The 25,147-nt window shown below is 46.4% G+C and carries 27 protein-coding genes; 9 read left to right on the forward strand and 18 right to left on the reverse strand.

The window, feature by feature from the left end:
- Positions 1-284 precede the first annotated feature (284 nt).
- The 8 genes from NXS09_RS10140 to NXS09_RS10175 form a co-directional block, all read right to left on the reverse strand.
- On the reverse strand, positions 285-854 hold the full coding sequence (locus NXS09_RS10140; protein WP_259292403.1) for an L-threonylcarbamoyladenylate synthase: 570 nt from the start codon (positions 852-854) through the stop codon (positions 285-287).
- 329 nt (positions 855-1,183) lie between these two features.
- Entirely contained in the window at positions 1,184-2,455 is a 1,272-nt protein-coding gene (gene purD, locus NXS09_RS10145; protein ID WP_259292404.1) for a phosphoribosylamine--glycine ligase, read from the reverse strand.
- Between the two features lie 189 nt (positions 2,456-2,644).
- Positions 2,645-3,274 (reverse strand): IMPACT family protein, encoded by a 630-nt coding sequence (locus NXS09_RS10150; protein ID WP_259292405.1) that lies wholly within the window; start codon positions 3,272-3,274, stop codon positions 2,645-2,647.
- A gap of 1 nt (position 3,275) precedes the next feature.
- Entirely contained in the window at positions 3,276-4,331 is a 1,056-nt protein-coding gene (locus NXS09_RS10155) for a threonine aldolase family protein (protein WP_259292406.1), read from the reverse strand.
- 163 nt (positions 4,332-4,494) lie between these two features.
- Positions 4,495-5,430 (reverse strand): electron transfer flavoprotein subunit alpha/FixB family protein, encoded by a 936-nt coding sequence (locus tag NXS09_RS10160; RefSeq protein WP_259292407.1) that lies wholly within the window; start codon positions 5,428-5,430, stop codon positions 4,495-4,497.
- An 11-nt stretch (positions 5,431-5,441) separates the two neighbouring features.
- A complete protein-coding gene (locus NXS09_RS10165) occupies positions 5,442-6,191 on the reverse strand; it encodes an electron transfer flavoprotein subunit beta/FixA family protein (RefSeq protein WP_259292408.1) in 750 nt (249 codons plus the stop codon).
- Between the two features lie 212 nt (positions 6,192-6,403).
- Positions 6,404-7,378 (reverse strand): lipopolysaccharide heptosyltransferase I, encoded by a 975-nt coding sequence (waaC, locus tag NXS09_RS10170; protein WP_259292409.1) that lies wholly within the window; start codon positions 7,376-7,378, stop codon positions 6,404-6,406.
- Positions 7,379-7,427: 49 nt separating this feature from the next.
- Positions 7,428-8,063, reverse strand: a complete 636-nt coding sequence (locus NXS09_RS10175; RefSeq protein ID WP_259292410.1) for a nicotinamidase — start codon at positions 8,061-8,063, stop codon at positions 7,428-7,430.
- 103 nt (positions 8,064-8,166) lie between these two features.
- Here NXS09_RS10175 and tsaA point away from each other — a divergent pair, with 103 nt between their 5' ends.
- Together tsaA and NXS09_RS10185 are read left to right on the forward strand one after the other, a co-directional pair.
- Positions 8,167-8,844, forward strand: a complete 678-nt coding sequence (gene tsaA, locus NXS09_RS10180) for a tRNA (N6-threonylcarbamoyladenosine(37)-N6)-methyltransferase TrmO (RefSeq protein WP_259292411.1) — start codon at positions 8,167-8,169, stop codon at positions 8,842-8,844.
- Between the two features lie 213 nt (positions 8,845-9,057).
- Positions 9,058-10,932, forward strand: a complete 1,875-nt coding sequence (locus NXS09_RS10185; RefSeq protein WP_259292412.1) for a ribonuclease catalytic domain-containing protein — start codon at positions 9,058-9,060, stop codon at positions 10,930-10,932.
- A gap of 269 nt (positions 10,933-11,201) precedes the next feature.
- On the opposite strand, the gene NXS09_RS10190 is transcribed toward NXS09_RS10185, so the two are convergent.
- The 3 genes from NXS09_RS10190 to NXS09_RS10200 form a co-directional block, all read right to left on the reverse strand.
- Positions 11,202-11,438, reverse strand: coding sequence for a hypothetical protein (locus NXS09_RS10190; protein ID WP_259292413.1), 237 nt, complete (start codon positions 11,436-11,438; stop codon positions 11,202-11,204).
- A gap of 33 nt (positions 11,439-11,471) precedes the next feature.
- Positions 11,472-11,708: a hypothetical protein gene (locus tag NXS09_RS10195; RefSeq protein ID WP_259292414.1), complete on the reverse strand. Its 237-nt coding sequence runs from the start codon at positions 11,706-11,708 to the stop codon at positions 11,472-11,474.
- A gap of 230 nt (positions 11,709-11,938) precedes the next feature.
- Positions 11,939-12,232 carry a hypothetical protein gene (locus tag NXS09_RS10200; protein WP_259292415.1) on the reverse strand — a complete coding sequence of 98 codons (294 nt, stop codon included), beginning with the start codon at positions 12,230-12,232 and terminating at the stop codon, positions 11,939-11,941.
- A gap of 125 nt (positions 12,233-12,357) precedes the next feature.
- Between NXS09_RS10200 and NXS09_RS10205 the strand changes: the two genes are divergently transcribed.
- Together NXS09_RS10205 and NXS09_RS10210 are read left to right on the forward strand one after the other, a co-directional pair.
- Positions 12,358-12,780, forward strand: a complete 423-nt coding sequence (locus NXS09_RS10205) for a CopD family protein (protein ID WP_259292448.1) — start codon at positions 12,358-12,360, stop codon at positions 12,778-12,780.
- Between the two features lie 17 nt (positions 12,781-12,797).
- Positions 12,798-13,274: a CYTH domain-containing protein gene (locus NXS09_RS10210; RefSeq protein WP_259292416.1), complete on the forward strand. Its 477-nt coding sequence runs from the start codon at positions 12,798-12,800 to the stop codon at positions 13,272-13,274.
- A gap of 31 nt (positions 13,275-13,305) precedes the next feature.
- Here NXS09_RS10210 and NXS09_RS10215 read toward each other — a convergent pair whose 3' ends face one another.
- The gene (locus NXS09_RS10215; protein WP_259292417.1) at positions 13,306-13,878 is read right to left on the reverse strand and encodes a YdcF family protein; all 573 of its coding nucleotides are present in this window, start codon (positions 13,876-13,878) and stop codon (positions 13,306-13,308) included.
- Between the two features lie 283 nt (positions 13,879-14,161).
- Between NXS09_RS10215 and NXS09_RS10220 the strand changes: the two genes are divergently transcribed.
- On the forward strand, positions 14,162-14,755 hold the full coding sequence (locus NXS09_RS10220; protein ID WP_259292418.1) for a phosphoribosylglycinamide synthetase: 594 nt from the start codon (positions 14,162-14,164) through the stop codon (positions 14,753-14,755).
- A gap of 82 nt (positions 14,756-14,837) precedes the next feature.
- Positions 14,838-15,587: an OmpA family protein gene (locus NXS09_RS10225; RefSeq protein WP_259292419.1), complete on the forward strand. Its 750-nt coding sequence runs from the start codon at positions 14,838-14,840 to the stop codon at positions 15,585-15,587.
- 142 nt (positions 15,588-15,729) lie between these two features.
- Here the strand turns inward: NXS09_RS10225 and NXS09_RS10230 are convergent, their stop codons facing one another.
- The 3 genes from NXS09_RS10230 to mltA all read right to left on the reverse strand — a co-directional run bounded on the left by NXS09_RS10230 (position 15,730) and on the right by mltA (position 18,329).
- Positions 15,730-16,248: a C40 family peptidase gene (locus NXS09_RS10230; protein WP_259292420.1), complete on the reverse strand. Its 519-nt coding sequence runs from the start codon at positions 16,246-16,248 to the stop codon at positions 15,730-15,732.
- Positions 16,249-16,376: 128 nt separating this feature from the next.
- Positions 16,377-16,778 carry a DUF4878 domain-containing protein gene (locus NXS09_RS10235; RefSeq protein WP_259292421.1) on the reverse strand — a complete coding sequence of 134 codons (402 nt, stop codon included), beginning with the start codon at positions 16,776-16,778 and terminating at the stop codon, positions 16,377-16,379.
- Positions 16,779-16,997: 219 nt separating this feature from the next.
- Positions 16,998-18,329, reverse strand: coding sequence for a murein transglycosylase A (gene mltA / locus NXS09_RS10240; RefSeq protein WP_259292422.1), 1,332 nt, complete (start codon positions 18,327-18,329; stop codon positions 16,998-17,000).
- Positions 18,330-18,741: 412 nt separating this feature from the next.
- Here mltA and efeU point away from each other — a divergent pair, with 412 nt between their 5' ends.
- From efeU to efeB, 3 genes are all read left to right on the forward strand, one after another.
- A complete protein-coding gene (efeU, locus tag NXS09_RS10245) occupies positions 18,742-19,590 on the forward strand; it encodes an iron uptake transporter permease EfeU (protein ID WP_259292423.1) in 849 nt (282 codons plus the stop codon).
- A 1-nt stretch (position 19,591) separates the two neighbouring features.
- Positions 19,592-20,773, forward strand: a complete 1,182-nt coding sequence (gene efeO / locus NXS09_RS10250) for an iron uptake system protein EfeO (protein WP_259292424.1) — start codon at positions 19,592-19,594, stop codon at positions 20,771-20,773.
- A gap of 101 nt (positions 20,774-20,874) precedes the next feature.
- The gene (efeB, locus tag NXS09_RS10255; protein WP_259292425.1) at positions 20,875-22,152 is read left to right on the forward strand and encodes an iron uptake transporter deferrochelatase/peroxidase subunit; all 1,278 of its coding nucleotides are present in this window, start codon (positions 20,875-20,877) and stop codon (positions 22,150-22,152) included.
- Positions 22,153-22,208: 56 nt separating this feature from the next.
- On the opposite strand, the gene NXS09_RS10260 is transcribed toward efeB, so the two are convergent.
- The 3 genes from NXS09_RS10260 to ggt form a co-directional block, all read right to left on the reverse strand.
- Positions 22,209-22,520, reverse strand: a complete 312-nt coding sequence (locus NXS09_RS10260) for an ArsR/SmtB family transcription factor (RefSeq protein WP_259292426.1) — start codon at positions 22,518-22,520, stop codon at positions 22,209-22,211.
- Between the two features lie 90 nt (positions 22,521-22,610).
- Positions 22,611-23,141, reverse strand: a complete 531-nt coding sequence (locus NXS09_RS10265; RefSeq protein ID WP_259292427.1) for a rhodanese family protein — start codon at positions 23,139-23,141, stop codon at positions 22,611-22,613.
- 217 nt (positions 23,142-23,358) lie between these two features.
- Positions 23,359-25,146: a gamma-glutamyltransferase gene (gene ggt, locus NXS09_RS10270; protein WP_259292428.1), complete on the reverse strand. Its 1,788-nt coding sequence runs from the start codon at positions 25,144-25,146 to the stop codon at positions 23,359-23,361.
- Between the last annotated feature and the right edge of the window lies 1 nt (position 25,147).

The following is a 25,147-nucleotide window of genomic DNA, read 5'->3' on the forward strand; positions in this document are numbered from 1 at the left end:
TGTTGGCTGCGTACGCGCTGATAATATTGTACGGCTTGGTATTTAAAGTCTAATGTATATTTGCTCATAAGAAAACTGCACCTTAATGGGTTGGAGGGGTGTCCAACTTTTGGGGTGCAGTTCATATGTTTTCAGACGGCCTTTTTAATATTATTTTCAAATGGTTAGCATTATGAAAATACAGTAAACCATTATTTTATTTTCAGACGGCCTAAAATCTTCCATGCTTAATAACCGCATGCTTGCCCACATCGATCAAACCCCAACCTTAGCCCGATAAAGCTTTAACGCAGCCGCTTTCCGGTTTCACCATCGATAATCTGACTGGGGAATTTCTGGCCGCCGATACGCCCGCCGACAATCCATACATCACGCCCGAACTGCCTTTTCGCCTCTCGCAAGGTTTTGCAAGGGCGGCGACCGGAACGGTTGCATGATGTTGAAACCAGTGGCGTATCAAGTATCGCGCACACATCCCGCGCGCCCTGATGAGCAGGCACGCGTACGGCCAGTTTATCGCGCATGCGGCCACGCAGAAGCATCGATAAACGGCGGCAAGGCAATAGAAAGGTTTTCGCGGCCGGCCATTCGGCAGCAAGCATAGCGGCGGTGTTTTCAGACGGCCTGTTTAATAAAGGCAATAATTGCGGCAGGCTGCTGCCAATCACAATCATACCTTTATGCTGCGGCCGCTTTTTAATGCGAACCAGCTTTTGCAACGCCCGCATATGAGTAGGCAGGCAGCCTAAGCCGTAGCATGATTCGGTAGGATATGCCAGCAATCCGCCACGTTTTAAATGGGCGGAAAGCTTGATACGGGCAGTGGCAGAAAGGGAACGGGTATGTTTTATCATAGGCGGTTATGCTATCAATTTATCTCACGGCAAGCTATTTCTTTTTGCCGTATATCCTTTTATTAAGCGGTCATGCAATGCCGTAACATCATATAAGGCTGGCTCAGGTTTTTTCCATACCTGAAAAATACGGGCATAGCCCATTGATAAAATGGATATAAACCATTCTATAAAACCGCTGCTATCACCGGAAAATCATCAAAAAAATCCCGATATTCATATTAGAAATAGATGAAAATTGATATTGTTTTTTATAGAAATAGGCCGTTTTTTATAGAAATAGGCCGTCTGAAAAAGTTTTCAGACGGCCTCATTTGCCTAAAAACCGATTAACGCTTAATGGCTTTATCGGCAATATCGGTTCGGTATTGCATACCGTCGAAATGAATTTCCGCTAAAGCTCTGTATGCTTTGGTTTTGGCCGATGCAACATCATCACCTAAGCCAACCACGCACAAAACACGCCCGCCGTTGGTGACAATATTGCCGGATTCATCGCTTGCAGTGCCGGCATGGAATACTTTGCCGATTTGGTTGGCAGCCTCAAGACCGGTAATCACATCGCCTTTTTTCGGTGATTCGGGATAATTGGCAGCCGCCAAAACCACACCCACCGCAGTTTCGTCATACCATTGCGCTTCAACCTGATCCAGTTTGCCGTCGATAGCAGCCGCAACCAAATCGGATAAATCGCTTTTTAAACGGCTCATAATCGGCTGGGTTTCCGGATCACCGAAACGACAGTTAAATTCAATGGTAAATGGTGCGCCAGACGAATCAATCATTAAACCTGCGTATAAAAACCCTGTAAAATCATTGCCTTCTGCTTTCATGCCTTGCACGGTCGGCAGAATAATTTCATTCATGGCACGCTCGTATACTTCGGGAGTTACCACGGGCGCGGGGCTGTATGCGCCCATGCCGCCCGTATTCGGCCCTTGGTCGTTATCCAGCAAGCGCTTGTGGTCTTGGCTGGTTGCCATCGGTAAAACATGGTCGCCGTCCACCATCACAATAAAGCTGGCTTCCTCGCCCTGCAAAAAGTCTTCAATCACCACGCGGGCACCGGCATTGCCCATTTTATTGCCCAACAACATATCATCAATAGCGGCATGCGCAGCTTCTTCGGTTTCAGCGACAATCACGCCTTTTCCGGCGGCCAAACCATCGGCCTTAATCACTATCGGCGCCCCTTTGCTGCGCACATATTCATGTGCCTGTTCGGCATGTTCAAAGGTTTGATATTGAGCGGTCGGAATCGCATATTTCGCCATAAAGGCTTTGGCAAAATCTTTAGAGCTTTCCAAACGCGCGGCGGCACGGGTTGGGCCGAAGATTTTCAAACCGGCTGCACGAAAATCATCTACCACGCCGGCTGCCAGCGGTGCTTCGGGGCCTACCAATGTAAAGGCGATATTTTCGCGTTGGCAAAATTCAATCAATTCACGATGAGCAGTTAATTCAAGGTTGTGCAGCTTCGGTTCAACCGCCGTGCCGGCATTGCCCGGTGCAACATAAACTGTTTCCACTTTAGGGGATTGTGCCAATTTCCACGCCAACGCATGTTCGCGTCCGCCGCCGCCGATAACGAGTAATTTCATAGGGTTTCCTTGATAAATGAAGGTGCTCTGACCGTGAATTTAAACGTTAGATTATAGCCGATTTCCACATCAACAGGGCAGGCCGTCTGAAACATTTCAGACGGCCTGCCCATAAGGTTAAAACCACTTATCCCAATATCGACCACACCAATTTAATAAAAACGATTGAATAGCCATAATCTTACCAACTCAGTTTTCATCGGCAGTTTCTTCCGTTTGTTCAAACCGTATATCAATCGCCCGTGTATGCTGCCAGGCAGCGATACAGGCATCATAGTTTGCCAACGGAATGCTCACGGTTAAGCGGCAATCCAGTTGCAAATCCTGTTCGATAATATTGGCCTGATATTGCCCGGCAATCCGGATGGCATCGTTTAAATTCGGGTATTCGCAACGCAGCCAAACTATTTTTTCAATATTTTTTTCAACAACTTCAGCCGTTTTCAGCGCTTCCGCCGTGGCCGTTTTATAGGCATGAATCAAACCGGGCACACCCAATAATGTGCCGCCGAAATAGCGAACCACAACCACTAAAATATCGGTGAGTTCCGCCGAATCTATCTGCCCTAAAATCGGCCGTCCGGCACTGCCGGAAGGTTCGCCGTCATCATTGGCGCGAAATTGCATGCCGTCGGTGCCTAAGCGGTAGGCATAGCACCAATGGCGTGCTTTATGATGTTCGTTGCGCAAACTATCCACATATTGCTTCACCTCTGCCGCCATCCGAACCGGATAAGCAAACGCAATAAAGCGGCTGCCTTTATCTTTAAATTCGGATTGGGCAGGGGAAGCAATGGTTCGATACGTGGTTACCGCCATTTCAGACGGCCCCGTTAACGGCTTTGCGTACTAAAGCTAAAAATAAATCGACATCTTCCGGCTGGGTATCGAAACTACACATCAGGCGAACCGTACCCTGATCATCCCAATCATAAAAAGCAAAATGCTCCCGAACCGTATCGGCAATACCTTTCGGCAACCGTGCAAAGACACCGTTAGCCTGTTGCGGATATTTCAGCGATGCCCCTTCAATCTGTTGCAAACCGTTAGCAAGGCGTGTTGCCATTGCATTGGCATGTTGCGCACTCTTCAACCATAAATCGTTTTCCAACAATGCAATCAATTGGGCGGATATAAAACGCATTTTAGAAGCCAATTGCAGGTTTAGTTTACGCAGATATTTCAGGCCGTCTGAAACTTTTTCCGGATTCAAAACCACCACGCACTCGCCAAAAAGCAAGCCGTTTTTGGTGCCGCCGAAAGAAAGAATATCCACGCCGACATCAGTGGTTATCTCTCGCAAAGATACATTCAACGATGCGGCAGCATTGGCCAAACGCGCACCATCCATATGCAGTACCATACCGTGTTTGCGGCACAAAGCACTGATGGCTTCGATTTCAGACGGCTGATACACCGTACCCCATTCGGTGCTTTGCGTGATGCTGACGGCCAAAGGTTGCGCCCGATGCTCAAAGCCATAGCCGCGTGCTTCGCGTGCAATCAAATCGGGATTGATTTTCCCTTCCTCAACAGGAACCGTCCATAATTTAAATCCGCCAACTGCCTGCGGCGCATTACTTTCATCTTCATTCACATGGGCGGATTCGCCGCAAATCACTGCACCCCAACGGGGTAGGCACGCTTGTAAAGACAATACATTAGCACCCGTGCCGTTAAATACCGGCCAAGCCTCGGCCTGTTCGCCGAAATGCCGCTTAACCAAGGTTCGCAAATAAGCGGTATAAGGATCATTGCCATAAGCGCCGACATGGCCGCCGTTGGCATCCGACAATGCGACAAGAATCTCAGGGTGTGCGCCTGAATAGTTGTCTGAAGCAAAAGAAATTTGCTCCGGATTATGTAACGTACTCATCATCTTTCCTCCCAAAATATCAGGCCGTCTGAATAGCAAGTTCAGACGGCCTGATGCCTTTGTGAAATCATATCGTTTTGATATTAAAAAATATATGCCCGTAAAGGATTAGATTAAACCTTTATCAACCGTTCACGATACAGATATGTTTCACGTGAAACATTTAAGCTTTTAAGGCCGAAGTCAGTTCAGGCACAATTTGGAACAAATCGCCCACAAGTGCATAGTCTGAAATATTAAAAATCGGCGCATCAGGGTCTTTATTAATTGCCACAATCACTTTACTGTCTTGCATACCGGCAATATGCTGAATCGCACCGGAAATACCGACGGCAATATAAAGTTTCGGCGCGACTACCGTACCGGTTTGGCCGACTTGGGCCGAGTTCGGCGCATATTCGGCATCCACCGCAGCGCGTGAAGCACCTATTGCCGCACCCAAAGCATCGGCAAGCGGGGTAATCACGGCATTAAATTGTTCCGCACTACCCAAAGCACGGCCGCCGGAAACCACAACATCGGCTTGCGTCAATTCCGGACGGTCGGATTGAATCAGTTTTTGCGAAACGAAACGGCTTAAATTTTGCTGCTCGGCGGCTTCTACCGTCACCACTTCGGCATTACCCCCTGAAGAAGGCGCCGCATCGAAAGCAGTGGCGCGGAAAGTCAGTACCAATTTAGCCGCATCACTTTGCACGGTTTCAAAAGCATTGCCCGCATAAATCGGCCGAACAAATGTTTTATTATCAACCACTTCGGTTAAATCGGAAATTTGCGGCACATCCAAAAGAGCGGCAATACGCGGTAATAGATTTTTACCGAATGTTGTCGCCGTAGCCGCAATGTGTTGGTAATCGCCGGCCAGCTTCACCACCAAAGGGGTGATTTCTTCAGCCAAGCCGTTTTCGTAATAGGGCGCATCGGCCAGCAATACTTTAGCCACACTGGGTACTTGTTTGGCTGCTTCGGCAACACCTGCCGCCTGATGGCCGGCTACCAAAATGTGTACTTCGCCCAATTTAGCCGCAGCAGTAACCGCATGCAGCGTAGCAGGATTCAATTGCTGGTTATTATGTTCTGCAATAATTAAAACACTCATTTCACAACCCTTCAGATGACTTTGGCTTCGTTTTTCAATTTTTCAACAAGCTCGGCAACGCTACCCACTTTCACACCGGCCTGACGCTGCTTAGGCTCTGCCACTTTCAACACTTTCACATTGGCCGCCACATCCACACCCAAATCGGTAGGGGAAAGTTTTTCCAATGGTTTTTTCTTGGCTGCCATAATATTGGGTAATTTCACAAAGCGCGGCTCGTTCAAACGCAAATCGGCGCTCACAACGGCAGGCAGTTTCAATGCCACGGTTTCTTCACCGCCGTCTATCTCGCGCGTTACCCATACTTCGCCATCTTTCATTTCCAGCTTGCAGGCAAACGTGCCTTGCGGCGCATTCAAAAGGGCGGCCAACATTTGCGCGGTTTGGTTGGCATCATCGTCAATCGCCTGTTTGCCTAATAGAAGCAAATCGGGTGATTCTTTGGCAGCCACGGCTTTCAGCAATTTGGCAACGTGAAGCGGCTCCAATTTGGCATCAGTTTCCACATGCACGGCACGATCGGCACCCATGGCCAATGCCGTCCGCAAGGTTTCTTCAGATTTTTTACCGCCCAACGATACGGCAACGATTTCAGTAATTTTGCCGGCTTCTTTCAAACGAACCGCTTCTTCTACTGCAATTTCATCGAAAGGATTCATCGACATTTTCACATTGCCGATATCCACATCCGATCCATCGGCTTTTACCCGCACTTTAACGTTGTAATCCACCACTCTTTTTACTGCAACCAGTGCTTTCATGAACACTCCTTAAAACCGGAAGCTATCCGGTATTGAATCAATTATTATCGCCAAAATAAACTGTTTTTGCAGAAAAAACCCTACATTTTCTTTGCAAAAATGGCTTGGTAAATTTTCGGCATTATACCTGAATTAAAACCCTTTTTTCAGGGTTTTACGGTATTTTAAAAGCCATATACCGGCGTGTAAACCGTACACTAAAATCAAATCTTTCAGACGGCCTCAGCCTTCGCTTTCATACAGGCCAACAAGCTATTAAAAACTTCATCGACAATGGGAATATCGGCCACATTGCCCAGATTCACCGCCCACGGAGATTCTTGAACGCCGGTTTTGACCGGATCAGTATCGGTATAAATACCGACCACCGGTTTATCTAATGCATTGGCCAAATGCAGCAGCCCCGTATCCACGCCGATAATACCGGCCGCATTACCCAGCAGGTAAGCCGCTTGCAGCAGGCTCAATTTATCGCATACCTGTACAAAAGGCCGTTCTGCCGCCATTTGCTCTGCACGCTGTTTCTCAACTTCATTACCCCACGGCAAATAGATAACCGCTTTATCGTATTGATGCAGTTTATCAAACAACGCCAGCCACCGTTCTACCGGCCATAGCTTACTGTCGCGGCTGGTTGCATGCAGGCCGACATAATAGTGCGGCGCAAGCCCTGTTAATGCTGCTTCCGGCGGGACAACCAAGCCAAACCGTTGTTCAGACGGCATCTCATAACCGAATGCCTGCGCAAACAAAGCCCGATTACGCCAAACCGCACTGCGTCCTTTCGGTACGGCATAGCTCTGGTTGTAGCTTAATGCCGCCCACCGTTCGCGCGCACTATGAAAATCCAATCCGGTTACCGGCGCATTGGCTACTTTGGCAAACAAAGCACTTTTCAATAGTCCTTGCGCATCCAAAACCATATCAAACCGCTGCCCGCGCAAATCGTCTTTCAGACGGCCCATTTCGCGCCAAACATCCATGCTTTGCAATTGTTTGCGCCATTGTCGCCAACGCATCACATGAACTTTTTTTACAAACGGATGCAAGCGGGCAATATCGGCAAAACCCGCCTCGCACAACCAATGCAGCTCGATATCCGGCCGCATTCGCGATAAATCTTCAACGGCAGGCATGGTATGGATTAAATCGCCCATACTGGAAAGTCTCACCAATAGCGTTTTCATAACCATGCCTTACCCTGAATTAATATGTTTCACGTGAAACAAAATCAAACTATTGATTTTTAATATATTTATCAATAGTCTCTGCATTTTCCAACACAACCGCACCGGCATCCATCATTTCGTTCCAAGCTGCTTCGATGGTTTCCGGCGCAATGCCGCGACAAGCTGCCGCATTCACAATCACTTTCCAATCGCCGCCTTTAAGCAACTGTAAAACCGTTGTTTTCACACAATAATCGGTAGCCAATCCGCCTACCAATACAAAATCGGTTTGTTTGCTATGCAGCCATTCCAGCAAGCCCGTGCTTAATTTTTCACCAATATCATGGAAACATGCGCCATAAGGGTGAAATTCGGGGTCGACACCTTTCCATACGCAATAATCGTATTCGGTTGCTTTCGGCAGGCCGTCGAGCAATTCATAACCCTCGCTGCCCACCACCGCATGCGCTACCCACGTTAAATCTGCTTCGGGCATACCGGTTGGCTGCAACATATCTTCGGCATCGTCCACCAACCACTTGGCCGACATACTATGTGCATCTTTAGTCATCACCCGCAAATCCGCCAATGCCGCCTGAGCATTTAATTCGGCAACAATGGTATCCCCCTCGGCCACCGGCAATTCTTCCGGGCACAAAGGGGAAAAGGTTTTTTGAGCATCCACATCAATCGATACAATCATATATACGGCCTTCTTGTTTTAAGCAGACGCCATTATAACAAAGGCCGTCTGAAACCGATAACAGTGTTATGATGCAGTTTTTATCACGGCTTTCAGACGGCCTATGCAATACACCATCACCCCCATCGGCACCGTACATTCCCCTTATACACAAAAATTCGGCGTCGCCCGTCAGCCCGGCTTAGTGCCCGCCGCCGAAGTTTGTATCGAACTCGATAAACGATTCACTGCCGACAGCGTGCGCGGCTTAGACAGCTTCGATTATGTATGGATTAGTTTTATTTTTCACGATGTTTTAGACGAAGGCTGGTCGTTATTGGTACGGCCGCCGCGTTTGGGCGGCAAACAGAAAATGGGCGTTTTTGCCACCCGTAGCCCGCACCGCCCCAACCATATCGGCTTGTCGCTGCTCAAACTGGAACGCATCGAAACCGATAAAACCGTGCGTCTGTACTGCAGCGGTGCCGATTTATTGGATGCCACCCCCGTTATCGACATCAAACCCTATATTCCTTTTGTGGAAGCCAAGCCCGATGCCGCCGGCGGTTTCGCCACTGCCAAGCCGGAAGAATTATCCGTTAGCTGGCAGGCTGCCGTAGGAGCGGAACATTTATCGGAATCAGAGCGCAATCTGATTAGCCAAAGCATCGCCCAAGACCCGCGCCCCGCCTATCAGGATATTCCCGAACGCATCTATATAATGAATATCGCCGGATATGAAGTGAAATTTCAGATTCAAAACGGCACCGCATCGGTGCTTTCCGTTTTACCAAGCCCCTGAATATTCACTAAATCTTTTTATAAAAATTCAATGGCTTGTTTAAACAATAAAAAATATTTTTCCGCTTAACCAAAGCAAGCACCAAAACGCTAAAACAACAAACTGCTGAATGGCTTTCAGACGGCCTTTATGCTTTATAAAAGCGGCCAAATCTTTCAGACGGCCTCAACGATTCCTGTTAAAATCACGCGAGTTTTTAAATAATTAAATTATATGAACATATTTTACGAAGAATCCGGCCAGTTCAAAGTGGCCGCCGTCGTTCAAAAAAACGATACCAACTACCAAGCCGACACCATGCACGGCAAGCGCACCAAAGTGAAAGCGGCCAATGTATTCGTCGAATTCGACACATCAGCGGAAGATTTTCTCACTAAAGCCCAAAGCGAAGCTGCTGAAATCGACACCGATTTACTCTGGGAAGTGTGCAGCGACACGGAATTCACTGCCGAAGCCATTGCCGAAGAATATTTCGGCCACACCCCGACCAAAATCGAATTGGCGGCCACTTTAATCGCCCTGTATTCCGCCCCCGTTTATTTCTATAAAAAAGGCAAGGGCGTATTCAAAGCCGCGCCCGAAGAAACCCTCAAACAGGCACTGGCCGCTATCGAACGCAAAAAACAGCAGGAAGCGCAAATTGAAAGCTGGGCGGCGCGTTTGCAACAGGGTGAGATGCCGTCTGAAATTGCCGCCGATTTGAAAACCATCCTACACGCGCCCGACAAACAGGCACTCACCTACAAAGCCTTTACCAAAGCGGCGGATGCCATGAAATCGACACCGCTGGCATTGGCCATGCAAACCGGCGCGGTTCAATCGATTCCCCAATATCTTCACGACGGTTTTGAAGTGAAACACTTTCCGCAAGGCACCGGCTTTCCCCATATCGACATACCCGCCTACGCACCGCTGCCGCAAGCCGACGTACAGGCATTTTCTATCGACGACGACAGCACCACCGAAGTCGACGACGCCCTGAGCGTTACCGACTTGGGCAACGGCAGCAAACGCATCGGCATCCATATTGCCGCACCGTCGCTCGCGGTTACCCCCGGCAGCGATATTGAAAAAATCATTATGGCACGCCTGAGCACCGTCTATTTCCCCGGCGGCAAAATCACCATGCTGCCGAAAAACTGGATTACCGGATTCAGCCTTGATGCCGGCGCACACCGCCCCGCCGTCAGCATCTATTTTGATGTCGACAGCGAATTCAATATCAGCGAACCCACCCACAAAATCGAAGCCGTTTATATTAGCGAAAACCTGCGTATTCAAGCCATCGAGCCGCATTTCAATGCCCAAACCGGGCTGGATGCCGAAGGCCGCGCCATGTTCAACCACCATCAAGATTTAATCTGGCTGCACCAATTCGCCATCGCCCGCCAAAAAGCACGCGGCAAATACGATCCCGAACGGCTGCCGCAATACGATTACAGCATAGAACTCAACGAAGACGGCAGCGTTGCCGTGGCCCGCCGCGAACGCGGTTCGCCTATCGATACTTTAGTGAGCGAAATGATGATTCTCGCCAACAGCACTTGGGCGGAAATGCTTGATGAAAACGACCTGCCCGGCCTGTTCCGCGTACAACCCGGCAACAGCAAAGTGCGCATGAGTACCCAATCCGAACCGCATAGCGGCATGGGCGTTCAGCATTATGGCTGGTTTACCTCACCATTACGCCGCGCCGCCGACTACATCAATCAAAAACAACTCATCAGCCTGATTGATGAAAATGCCGAGCCTTTGTTTCACAACAACGATGCCGAGCTTTTCAGCGCACTGCGCGATTTTGATACCACCTATACCGCCTATGCCGATTTCCAACGCCAAATGGAAAGCTACTGGAGCTTGGTGTATATCCGGCAGGAAAACCTCAAAGAACTGAGCGCCACCCTGTTGAAAGAAGATTTAGTGCGTATCAACGGACTGCCGCTGGTCGTACGCGCCACCGGTATCCCTTTTGACGCGCTGCCGAAATCCCAATTACTGCTGTCGGTGACCGAAGTGGACGCCGATAAACAATTTATCGCATTAAACTACTTGAAAGCCGTCGCACCGTCGGCTTTGCCAGTCAATTAATCGGGCGGTAATACCACAAATAAAGCAGCCGTCTGAAAGGTTTCAGACGGCTTTATTTAATTTTTCACACTAAATAGATACCTTTGTAAAAACCATGTAGGTTGAATATGTAGGAGCAGATTGTATATGCGCCCGTTTGTATAGGTTTGAACGTGCTTGATATTGGGTTATGGTCGGAATCGGAATGAGGTTGTTTTGATTCGCGTTACTGCTGTGTCGACGCGGGCGGATATATAATCCGCCCCTACGGACGGTAGCAAAAACCAAAACTATAACAACTTCCTTATAACATCATCTTTATCCAATAAACGTTTGATAATATATTCGTCATCAAGATTTAGCCCATCCAATAAATCATAAATCAATGCTTTTCTGGCACTTAAAAATTGCAAATATTTCTCATTTGGCTTATCACGCTTACGTTCTCTAAAAATCTCATTCACCAAGCCTTGTTGGCTTTGTCCTAAAATTTCGATGGCAACTTCATAATCAAATGGTTCTAACATGACGACACTCCTATTTATTGTTCAGTATTAAAGTTATAACAACTTCCTTATCACATCATCTTTATCCAATAAACGTTTGATAATATATTCATCTTTAGGGTGTAAATCATCCAAAAAATCATAAATCAATGCTTTTCTGGCAATTAAAAATTGCAAATATTTCTCGTTTGGCTCATCTTTTTCAGATTCTTTAAAAATTTCATTCACCAGGTCTTGTTGGCTTTGTCCTAAAATTTCAATGGCAACTTCATAATCAAACGGTTTCAACATAACAGCACTCCCATAGAAGATAAATATGCTTTTATATTTAAATATAGATACTATTTTTTGTCTATAAAAATAAGAAAATAGACATGATCGGCAGAAAAACGGTATGCCATGAATATTTTATCTGTATCGGCCAATCGGTTTTATGTATGATTTTGCCGTATATGAAACAAAATAAAGGGAACGGTTTGAAATACCGTTCCCTTTATCTTTAATCCGTCATAAAGCAAAAATCAGCGTTTTTTCTGACGGGTATTTTTACTGCCTTTCGGCTTTTTATCGGCAGCCGCCAAACGTGCCGCCACATAATCCACCATCAAATCTTTTTTCTCCCAAAAAAACTTCTGCATCTTTTCCAGCGAATAGATTTTTCTCACCATTGCAGGCAAGCCGTTATGCACGATTGCCGCCACTTCGCGGTTTAGCGGTTCGCTATCCATCGCCGTTTTCAAATCGGTATTGCGGCCGTCGAGAAATTCCTGAAGCTGTTTTTTTACCCCGCCGTGTATTTCAAATTGTTTAATCATTTTGTTTTCCTTTCCGTAAAATGCGGATGTATTTTAGCAAAAAAGCCGCCGCTGCCTACAAATCTTAACCGTCGGGCGTTATTTAACGCTACAATATGTCTGTTATTTTCCAAAGGCCGTCTGAAATGTATTTATGGTTCAAACTGCTGCATATATTTTTTATTATCTCGTGGTTTGCCGGCCTGTTTTACCTGCCGCGTATTTATGTGAATCTGGCACAGGTCGAAGCGGGCAACCGCAGCGAATACCAACGTTTGCTCGGTATGTCGGAACGGCTGTTTAAATTTATGACCCCGTTAGGCATCGCCGCCGTGCTCACCGGTTTTATTATTCCGTTTATTAACGGCTGGTGGGGTATGGGCTGGGTGCATACTAAAGTTACCTTAGGCGTAATACTGCTGGCCTATCATTTTTACTGCTACCGCATATTGTTGGATTTTCAAGAAGACCGAAACCGCTATTCGCACAAATGGTTTCGTGTTTTTAACGAAATCCCCGTGCTGATTATGATTGCCGCACTTTATCTTGTTGTCTTCAAACCCTTCTAAAAAGGCCGTCTGAATCCATGACCATCGAAATCGAACGCCGCTTCCTATTAAAAAACGACAACTGGCGCACCGAAGCCGGTACGCCTGAAAAAATGTTGCAAGGCTATTTGAGTGTGGAAAAAGAAGCCACTATACGCGTGCGTATCATCGGCAATAAGGCATGGCTCACCCTGAAAGGTTATATTTCCGACGTTACCCGCAGCGAATTCGAATATGAAATTCCGCTACAACATGCCGAGCAAATCATGCAAACCATGTGCCGCTTCAAACTGGAAAAACACCGCTATAAAATCAACCATCAAGGCTTTATTTTCGAGATTGACGAATATTTCGGCGAAAACGCCCCGTTAATCGTGGCCGAATTGGAATTAGACAACGAACAGGCCGAATTTCCCCAACCCGATTGGTTAGGGCGGGAAATCACTTCAGACGGCCGTTTCACCAATGCCTATTTAAGCAAACATCCGTATGCTACTTGGGAAAATCTAGAATAAGCCGCTTTTTGAACGTGCATCGGAACCCGCTTCAATACCTATCCAATGCACCGTTTTTCACAATCGCGCCAACTTCTCTAAGCAACACCAATAAATAATCACCGCTATTGTCATAGCAACTATGATGATGGGCATAAACCTGAATCTGTTTATCCGGCCATTGGCGGGCGGCCAGCCAGCTTGCGCGCGGCATATGAAAGCCCGAACTCACCAATATCACGCTGCGGTCGCCTTGCAATAAGGGTGTGCTGTATACGATATTTTTAAAGGTGTCGTCCGCTTCCGTTTCTTGCTGAATAGCTGAATCGGGCACGCCCATTTTTTCCGCCATCGCCTGCATGGTTTTCGAGCCGTGTCGGAAATCGCGGTTAATGCCGCCGCTCATCACCAGCTTTCTCACTTTTCCCGCCCGCCAAAGCTCAACGGCAGCGCCGACTCTGGCCGATAAACACGGGTTCGGTTTGCCATTCATATAAACTCGGGTACTCAACACCAACGCGCTATCCGCCGTTTGCATCATATCCGGCGTTTGTTTACTAATAACGGCATCCTGATAGCCCACCCAAGATACCGCCGCCAGCAATAAGATAAAAGACAATGCCACACATATAAATATGACTTTTTTAATGTTCAATAAAATTCGATTCATTCAGTTTAGAAAAATATATAGCGTAAGCGTTTGTATATTGCTGGTAAAAGTATGGCAGCTCCTTCTTTTGCTTGGCCGCTATGTCCATAAAGATTATTTAAATGGTTTTATATAGTGACATATATCAAGGGAAAACCTTTTATTTTTAAAATCGTTAATATATAATTTTAATAAGAATTCGGGCATAACCTTTTTTATTAATTAGGTTTTTTTAGAAACTTTTTAGGGAAAAATTATAATGAAAGTTAAAATATTAGCTTCGTTAATTTGCGCTTCTGCCTTTTTAGCAGGCTGCGATCAAATTTCAAGTATCAGCGGTGGCGACAAAGAAGCGCCCAAACAGGAGCAAACGGCAGTACCTCCTTCTTCAGGTGAAAATTTAATCCGCTCGGAAGAAACCGTTCCGCAAGTTTCTCAAAAAGCAACCGTGGCTATGCCTGAAACAACACCGATTCAAACCCAAGAATACGGCGATGGGAATATGGTGCATTTAACCAAAGCCCGTGTGGTTGGTCAGATTCTGACAGTCGAATTTTTATTCGTACCAAAGCGTAAACCTGATGGTAGCTATCGGTATGTAAGCTACGAGACCAAACTAGACAATGTAAGCTATATTGATGATGCCGCAGCGCAAAAGGTAAGTTTATTACAAGATGAAGCCGGTGTTTACATGGCTTCCCCATTAGCTTCAAATAAAACTGAAATTCGTATCTATGAGAACGGCCCTATTAAAATGACTTTGAAGTTTCCGGCACCTCCTCCCAGTACTCCCAGCATCAGCATTGATTTACCCCAAATCGGTTCGTTTGACGCTATACCTGTCAGCCGATAATAAACATTATGATATTAAGCTGTTTGAAAGATTCAAGCAGCTTTTTACTTAAATCAATTGTTTCTACAACGGAAGTAAGAATATGATGAATCTGAAAACCGTATCCGGCATTTTAATACCGATGTTTCTGTTATCTGCCTGCAGCCCCCAAGAAATAACGGAATCGGAATCTTCGCAAGAAATACCGACTAATGCAGAAATATCAACTGATGCAGAAATGCCGACTAATCCAAGCATATCAATGGATGAAGATATGCCGACCGATGCAGAAATAAGAGCGGCAGAACGGGCACCTTTACCCAGTAAACTTTCTGCCCGAGCCAGCAAGCTTAGCGGCAATGTAGTGAATATGAATGCAAACCAAGACGGAATGAATGGTGGTAATAATGGTTTGAATTCAGGCGGCTCCCAGCTTCATGGCAACGTTACCGGAATTTCTACCAAAGAAACCGAAAAAGGCGTGGAAGTGAATATGTCGTCCGACGTATTATTTGATTTTGATAAAGCCGATTTAAAACCCGATGCAACTGCCGTATTGCAACAAGCTGCCGCCATTATCAACGAGCAGGGCACAGGCAAAATTACCATTACAGGCCATACGGATAGCAAAGGCGAGGAAGATTATAATATCAAACTCTCTGTTGCAAGGGCCCAATCTGTTAAAGACTGGTTGGCAAAAAACGGCGTAACAAAAGACATGGAAGTTGAAGGCAAAGGCGAAAGCCTCCCCATCGCAGACAATGAAAATGCCGATGGCAGCGACAACCCCGAAGGCCGCGCCCAAAACCGCCGTGTAGAAATCGTTATTGCAAAACAACAACCTACTCAATAAAAATACCCAGTTGATGCCTCGGCAAAATAGCATTCAATCTGCTGATGCCTTGGCATCAAATCTTTTTAAATGATGGGTTTAGTCAATCAGAACCTTATCATGCAACATACTTGATAAAGAAACAAAAGCCTCAAATATCTTTTTATTTACCCGGATATTGATATATCCATTCCACATCGGCATGGGTAAAGGCTTCGGGAAACAGGTATTCACCACCAAAAACGGCAATATCCAAATACTGCCATTGCGGATTGAAATCCGGATTTTGTTGATGTACCGCATCGAAAACCAACAATGTGCAATAAAAAGGCTCTTCGGAACGCTTGGTCATCACAAAAGCCTTGCCAACCATATTTTCGGCACTTTTGGCACTTTGCGCCCGTTGGTATCGGCTTAAAAATTTGGGGCGCGCAATGGCAATGGCATCGGCTTTGTCTGCCGTCGTAAACTCACTTAACGGCGTTAACAGTACCTGATTCGGATGTTTGGGATCATCATCGGTGGTTGCGTGGGCAATGATAATATGCGGTTGGGTTTGAACCACCATACCAATATGCGAATAGCGGCTATGACTCACCCTTTTGATAAATTGGCTATCCGCCGAACGGCCGCTTCGAAAAATCCAATCACCGGTTTGCAATAATTCAGCCGGCGGAAGCACAATAGCCGTACGTTGATTATCTTCCGACTTATCAAAATAAATAATGAAAATAAATAAAAAACATAATGGAATGAACAAAAAAGATGGCTTTAACTTAACATCAGCCATCTTTTTCCGAATATGTTTTTTTATAATCGAACTTTCCATCCGTCATCGGTTTTGATTAATCTAACATTGTCATCTTTAGTTTGGCCTTGTTTAAAACGAGTATGTACTTCTACTCGGGCTATATCATTATTCTCTCCGGAAATAACCGCGGGATCAGCAGAAACCTCATCTATACCGCCATGTTGCTCTGCATAAGCTTTACCCCGGGCAACAGCGGCTTTCACTTTGCCATTAAGCATATCTTCTACTCCGGGCTTATTTTTTTCTTGATCGGGAATATGAATCATCGCAATAACGGCATCTGCATCGCCTTCATAACTTTTTTGAGTAAAATCTTTAGCGGTATCCTCAGGAGAATGGCCGGAACAAGCAACCAACATCATTACAGCAAGGGTAGAAAGTGACTTTGACAATATACGCATATTAAATGTCTCCTTATAGAAATAATGTATTCATCAGGTATTGGTTGGTTTTAGATTTCTAATTCTTTAGAATCATATTCTAAAATCCGGTAATTGCATACTTCCAGTCATATAGTAATCACTCATTATGTAATAAAAGTTAAAACAAAAAATATATAAACAGAGGCCGTCTGAAAGTTTTTCAGACGGCCTGTTAATGAATATCGAAACAATCATTAATTAAGGGCGGTATTCGGGCATCACACCATTCGGTAATAGCTGCCATACATAGCCGGTATGTTTCTGCTTGCCCGCCACCGCGCCGGCTTCATCACCATAGCCCCAGAAATAATCGACACGAACCGCGCCTTTAATCGCGCTGCCGGTATCTTGCGCCATAATCAGGCGGTTAAGGGCATATTTTTGGGTTGGGTGAACGGTGGCCACAAATAGCGGTGCGCCCAAGGTAATGTAATGGCGGTCAACCGCGCCGGCATATTGCCCCAATAGCGGTGTACCGAGTGCACCAATCGGGCCTTCGCCATTACCCGGCAGTTGGCGGAAGAAAATATAGCTGGGATTCTGCCCTAAAACTTCGGCTAAACGTTGCGGGTTTTGCTGCATATAGGCCTTGATACCCTGCATGGTGGTTTGGCCGAGACTCAAATAACCGCGGTTGGCCATATAGCGGCCAATCGAAACATAAGGATATTCGTTTTTATCGGCAAAACCCAAACGGATAAAGCGGCCGTCGGGCGTTCTCAAACGGCCCGAACCTTGAACATGCAGGAAAAACAATTCGACCGGATCATCCGCATAGCCGAGAATCGGCGCTTTACCGTCGAGTGCGCCGCCGTTAATTTGGGCACGGGTGTAATAGGGCACGAATTGATTGCCGACAAAGCGCCCTTTTAAAGCACGGGTACGGTTGCTGATGGGGAATTGTGCCAAATTGGCGCTATAAGGGCCGTTGGCATCAATTGCGCCTTTATTTTGGCCGGTTTGGCGCACGCGCACAGTGCCTTTGCTGTTGCGCAGATTGGCCGGCAAATCGATGGAAACAAAATCATTGGGAATACCGTATATCGGAAAGCGGGCTTGGCGGGTTTGCTTGGCATCGCCGTGTAAAACCGGTTCGTAATAGCCGGTAATGGTGCCGCCCAATTTACCGTTTTCACTCACTTCCCACGGGGTGAAATAGCGCTCGAAAAAAGATTTGGCCTGAGCGTTTTGATAAGGTGTTTGCGCCGCTTGTGCACAAACATTGCGCCAATTGGCTTGGCCTTGGAGTTTTTCACAACCGAGGCGGAATGCCCGCAGGCTTTCGACAAAGTTCTGTTGTTGCCATTGCGGAATGGCTTGGTACGACACTACTTTATAACTGGCCCCGCCGCCCGGTGTATAGATATAACCCAAAGGCGAGGGTGTGCCGGTCGGCATCGGTGCGCCGGGTTTCACAGGCGGCATGGGTTGCGGCATCGGCAGAGGTTTGGTTTGTTTGGTACCGCAGGCGGCTAAAAAAGCGGCGGTAATACTCAAAATGGCAAAACGGTAGATTTTTGGGCGATTCATAACTCGATTTATCATGCAAGCCGTTGAATATAGATTAAACGGCAGATTTTTAAAAATATTTCAATAACAAAACAGCATAAAAAGCAGGGCTTCGCTGCAACTGGAAAGACCAACCTAACCACACTTGGTTCATTTTCAAACGGTTTTGATTGTGTAAAGGCCGTCTGAAAAGCATCGGTACAATAAAATCAAAGCATTCTAACATAAGCTTAAGTAATGCTCCGTTTTCTTATTTAATATGTATAAACTTTTATTTTAAAATTAAAATTTTATTACAAGGCCGTCTGAAACTATTTCAAACGGCCTTATTATGGTCATGATTTTAATTGCAATTAATAATAAAAATAATTTGCATTTAAATTTAAACAGGTATACCGTAAAAAAAGAACAGCTGTTGAAAAGTTTGGTTTTTATGTTTATTGCTTTTTTAATTATGTTGCGCGAAGGCATTGAGGCCGCGCTGATTGTCGGCATTGTTGCCGGGTTTTTACAACAATCCGGAAACAGTAGGCTGATGCCTAGAGTTTGGTTAGGGGTTATCCTAGCCGTGCTGATGTGTGTCATTTTAGGCTATACCATATATACCGCAACAGGTGAAATCCCGCAGAAACAGCAGGAATTGGTTGTCGGCCTTATCGGGCTGGTGGCTGTCGGCATGCTGACCTATATGGTTTTATGGATGAAAAAAGCCGCCCGCTCAATGAAGCAACATCTTCAAGAATCCGTTCAGGCGGCCTTAAATCGAGGGAATGGTCAGGGCTTGGCTTTGGTCGGTATGGCATTTTTAGCCGTTGCCCGCGAAGGCTTGGAAAGCGTATTTTTTCTGATTGCGGTTTTCCAACAAAGCCCGTCTTGGCAAATGCCGGTAGGCGCATTGGCCGGTTTGGCCGTTGCTGCTTTAATCGGTATGTTGGTTTATCAGGGCGGTATGCGTTTGAATCTGGCTAAGTTTTTCCGCATTACCGGTGCTTTTCTAATTGTGGTGGCCGCAGGGCTTTTGGCCGGTTCGTTGCGTGCACTGCATGAAGCGGGGGTGTGGAACCATCTGCAAACCATCGCTTTCGATACTTCGCATATTTTGCATCAAGACAGTCCTTTAGGTGTTTTGCTCGGCGGCTTCTTCGGTTATACCGACCATCCGACCCAAGGCGAAATATTGGTATGGCTGATATATCTCATACCGGTTATGTATTGGTTCTTACGCGGCAGCAAACCTGCTGTTCCTCCACAATCTTTAAAAACACATGAAAAAGAGGTTTAACATGAAAACACTGAATATGACTGCTTTATCAGTCTTACTGGCATTCGGTTTGGCTGCCTGCCAACCGCCCGAAGCGGAGCAAACCGCTCAAACAACCGACGGTAGCGGCGCATCGGCGGCTCCCGCAACCAATGAAGACGGTTCGTTTAACGTATCGGTGAACGATACGGCCTGCGAACCGATGGAATTAACTATCCCCAGTGGTAAAGTCGTGTTCAATATTAAAAACAACAGTGGACGCAAACTGGAATGGGAAATTCTAAAAGGCGTGATGGTGGTAGACGAGCGTGAAAATATCGCCCCCGGCCTGAGCGATAAAATGACTGTTACCCTGCTGCCGGGCGAATACGCCATGACTTGCGGCCTGTTAAACAATCCGCGCGGCAAACTCACTGTAACCGACAGCGGCTTTAAACGCGCAGGCGGTGAAGCCGATTTGGAAAGACTTGCCCAACCGCTGGCCGAATATAAAGTTTATGTTCAAAAAGAAGTAGACCAACTGGTTCCCAAAACCGCTGCATTTGTTGCCGCAGTGAAAGCCGGTGAAATAGAAAAAGCCAAATCTATGTTTGCCGATACCCGTAGTCATTACGAACGTATCGAACCGATTGCCGAATTGTTCAACGAACTCGACCCCGCCATTGATGCGCGTGAAGACGATTTCAAAGCCGGCGCCAAAGACGAAGCCTTTACCGGTTTCCACCGTATCGAATACGGCTTGTGGGTAGACAACAGCACCGAAGGCTTGGCGCCGATTGCCGACAAACTTCAGGCTGATGTCAACAAACTTCAAGCAGAAATTAAAGATCTAACCTTCCCGGTAGGTGGCGTGGTCGGCGGTGCTTCCGAATTGATCGAAGAAGTAGCAAACAGCAAAATCAGTGGTGAAGAAGACCGTTACAGCCGTACCGACTTGAGCGACTTTAAAGCCAACGTTGAAGGCTCGCAAAAAATTGTCGAGTTATTCCGCCCGATGATTGCCGAGAAAAATCAGGCAATCTTGGATCAAACGGATGTTAACTTCAAGCAGGTTAATGACATTCTGGCGAAATATGAAACTGCCGACGGCGGTTATGAACCTTACGATAAACTCACCGATGCCGACCGCAAAACCCTACAGGCGCCGATTAACGCATTGGCTGAAGATTTATCTAAATTACGCGGTACTTTAGGTCTTGAATAATCCTATTTAAAGTATTGCCGACATTTTTCAGACGGCCTAAAAACAATAAGTTAGGCCGTCTGAAAGCCATTTAAGAAATACCAAATAAATATCTATTGATTATGAATAAAGACAACCAATCCCCAGCCCAACCCGAAAAACGTACCCTGCTGAAAACCGCATTGGCAGCAGGCGCCACCGGCATTGTCGCCGCAGCAGGCGGTATTGCATGGGGTACAAAAAAGGGCAAAGAGGAAGAAAAAGCCGCCTTAATGCAGCATAACCCGGAAAGTTACGACTGCTACGGTATGCATCAGGCCGGTATTACCACACCGCCGCAGCAATTCGGCATTATGGCCGCCTTTGACGTATCCGCCAAAAATCAAAAAGATTTGGAAAAGCTGTTGCGTATTATAACCGCACGAATCGAATTTCTTACTCATGGCGGCGAACTGCAAGACGAAGATATCAAACTCCCGCCTTCCGGCAGCGGTATTCTCGGCAAAGTTTTCCAGCCTGACGGCTTAACCATTACCGTTAGCGTCGGTTCCAGTCTGTTTGACGAACGTTTTGGCCTCGCCGATAAAAAGCCCATCCATTTGCAGGAATTAAAAGATTTCTTTAACGATAAACTCCAAGCCCAATGGTGTGATGGTGATTTAAGCATACAAATTTGTGCGTTCTCACCCGAAACCTGCCAAAACGCCTTACGCGATATTATTAAAAATACCGCTAATTGGGCCGTTATCCGTTGGAGTATCGACGGCTTCCTACCCAAAACCCAACCCGGTTCCGCCCCGCGCAACCTACTCGGTTTCCACGACGGTACCGCCAATCCCGACGTATCCGACCCCAAAATTGCCGACGAAGTTTTATGGACGGGTATCGCCGCCAACAGTATGGACGAACCGGCTTGGACCAAAAACGGCACTTATCAGGCCGTGCGCATCATCCGCCATTTTGTCGAATTCTGGGACAGAACACCGTTGCAGGAACAACAAACTATTTTTGGCCGTGAAAAATACAGCGGCGCACCCTTGGGTATGCAACATGAGCAAGATACCCCTGATTACAGCAAAGATCCCGATGGCGAAGTGATTCCGACCGACAGCCATATCCGCGTAGCCAATCCGCGCGATCCGGAATTTATGAAAAAACACCAGTTATTCCGCCGTCCGTTCGATTATTCACGCGGGCTTTCCAAAGCCGGGCAGCTTGATGTGGGTTTGGTCTTTATCTGCTATCAGGCCAACCTTGAAGACGGCTTTATCTTTGTACAGAAACTTTTGGATACCGAGCCTTTAGAGGAATACATCAGCCCGTTTGGCGGCGGCTATTTCTTCACCCTGCCCGGTATTGAAAAAGGCGAATTTTTAGGACAAAGTTTGCTGACTGCTTAAAATATAAGGCCGTCTGAAAATAAGTTTTCAGACGGCCTTTTTATACAAATAAACGGTTATTTTTTATTACCATTTTCATTATCTTCACAAAAAAACGAATACAGTAATTGAATGGTTTTGCCGACACGTTCGTCGGCAATGTAATACAAACGTTCCCGATGCCTGATTTCACAATCCACCAAACCGGCCTCGCGCAGCAGAGCAAGCTGGCTCGACATGGCGGCCTGCGGCAATCCGGTCATATTGGCCAATTCGGTTACATTGTATTTTTGATCCTGCAAACTGCATAACACAGCCAACCGGTTGGTATTGGCCATCAATTTTAGAAAAGCCGTGGCTTCGTCATATTTGGCAAACATATCCTGCATATCGATTCACTTTATATCCGCAATTTTGTATTTATAAATTGTATAAGCAAATACCGTCAAAGCGTTAAAGATTTTTCAGACAGCCTTTGATTATTGTGCCCGCCGATTCCACGGCATCAATGCTAAAAGCCGTGCCATGCCGCAAAAACCGGTTAATCCCGCAGTCAACAAACCGGCACCGACAAAAGCGCATAATAAATAAAACGACGGTGATACCGCCCACCCCAACAACGCACCCAATAAAATCAACGAACCGGCAACAATCTGAACCTGCCGCATCATTTCTAAAGGTTGGGATCGGTCTTTTTCTATCGGCAGCCCCGATGATTTCCAACCGTCCAAGCCGTTTTCTAAAACCCATACTTCTTTACCGGCCGCCGCCCGTGCCAGATTTTCCGCCGCATTACGGGTACGCATACCGGATTTACAATGGAAAATCAAACATTCTGCTTGTTGTAATGTTGTCGGCAAACCATGTTCGTTTATTTGATCCAAAGGCTGCAATATAGCTGCTTTAATGTGCTCGCGACGGTATTCGTCGGGATTTCGTATATCCACCAATACAGCGCCCTGCTGTAATTTTTTTTGAACATCAACTGCGGTTATTGTATTTGCAAACATAAAAATTCCTTTTTAAACATGATTTAATATTGCCGTTTATCTTGAAAACATCGGCGCTATATTTCCGCATAATTTTTATATATAATTTTTATTATATAACAAAAATTATATATAAAGAAATGCTTTTTAAAAAAGAAAAAGGCCGTCTGAAACATATTCAGACGGCCTCTAATCGAATAGCCGGAAAACCGATTTAAAAAGTTTCCGCTAAGTCATTTTAATCGCCCATCACTTTGCCTTCCCGACGCGGATCCGCCCCGCCTTCCAAGCCTTCCTGCGTGATAACGATACCCTGTACACCCGAATTCAAATCGCGTACCTGTACCTGATAGCCCAATCTTTCCAAAGTAGGGGCTTTGGCAGCGGCAGAGGTATTTTCTTCAAGCTCGTAAACGCCGGTACGGTTTAAAAAATTCGGATAGTAAATCGCCTGCTGGATATCCATACCCCAATCAAGATGTGCCATCAGGGTTTTAGCAACATAACCGATAATACGACTACCACCGGGCGAACCGAGTGCCAGATAAGGCTCACCATTTTTCAGAACAATGGTCGGCGACATGGAAGAACGCGGTCGTTTACCAGCTGCCACACTGTTGGCAACAATTTTGCCTTCTTCGTCAACCGGCGTAAACGAAAAATCGGTTAGTTCGTTATTCAGCAGATAACCATTGGCCATTAGGGTCGAACCGAAAGCATTTTCAATAGATGTCGTCATCGAAACCACATTGCCTTCTTTATCCACAATCACCAAATGACTGGTAGAAGGCAATTCCAAATCATTACCTTTGCCTGCCTGTTCCGTACGCGAAAACACGCCGGGCGTAATGTTTTTCAAAGCCCCGTAATGATCGGCAATCAAACCGGCACGCAGCCTTAAATAAGCCGGATGAAGCATAATATTTTCGGGTATATCGGTAAATTGGGGATCGGCCACATAATAATTGCGATCGGCAAACGCCAAGCGGGAAGCATCACCCAATAGCCGCCAGCTCAACATATTTTCCGGCCCCAATGCCTTCATATCGAAATTTCGCAAAATACCGAAAATCTGACCCAAAGCAATCCCGCCCGAACTCGGCGCACCCACGCCGCAAATTTCATATTCGCGATAAGGCGCACAAACCGGCGGCCGTTCGATAACCCGATAGCTTTGCAAATCACTAGGCGTCATCAAGCCGGGATTATCCGGCGCACTGCTTACCGCTTTCGCAATATTGATAGCGGGCTGGCCGTTATAAAACGGTTCGCTGCCTTTTTCGGCCAATAATTTAACCGTAGCGGCAAACTCGGGATTTTTCAAAACCGTACCTTCTGCAAGTGGTTTGCCACCGGGTAGAAAATAAGCTGCCGTAGCGGGATAACGTTGTAATTGTTCGCGGTTCTGCTCGATAGAACGTGCCATCCGTTGTGATACGGCAAAACCTTCTTGTGCCAATGCAATCGGTTTATCGAATAAGGTATTCCACGGCAGTTTTCCATAGCGTTTGTGCACATCTTCCAATAGTTTCGGAATACCCGGCACCCCAACCGAACGGCCGCCGACAACGGCTTCCATAAATTGCAACGGTTTGCCTTCTTCATCTAAAAAAAGCTCTGGCGTAGCCGATTCCGGCGCGGTTTCACGCGCATCGAAAGTAGTGAGTTTTTTCTCTTTATTGTCCCAATACACCAAAAAAGCACCGCCGCCTAAACCGGAAGATTGCGGCTCGGTAAGGCTTAATGTAGTCTGCATGGCAATCATGGCATCAATGGCACTGCCGCCGCGCTTTAAAATGTCATAACCTGCTTCGGTTGCCAACGGATTGGCCGATGCCGCCATAAATTCTTTTGCGCGCACCAATTTTTGGTCGGTCAGCCCCGTACCTTGTTCCGGTGCCCGTTTTTCAACGGTTTGAACGGAAATTTCAACAACTTGGGGATCAACACTCAAATCCGGCAAAGGTGCTGCCTGCGAGACTAAAGTTAATGTTGCCAGCAAACCCCATAAAATTTTTATCTTCATT

The organism is Neisseria montereyensis (assembly GCF_024834045.1).
GTDB classification, from domain to species: Bacteria; Pseudomonadota; Gammaproteobacteria; order Burkholderiales; family Neisseriaceae; genus Neisseria; species Neisseria montereyensis.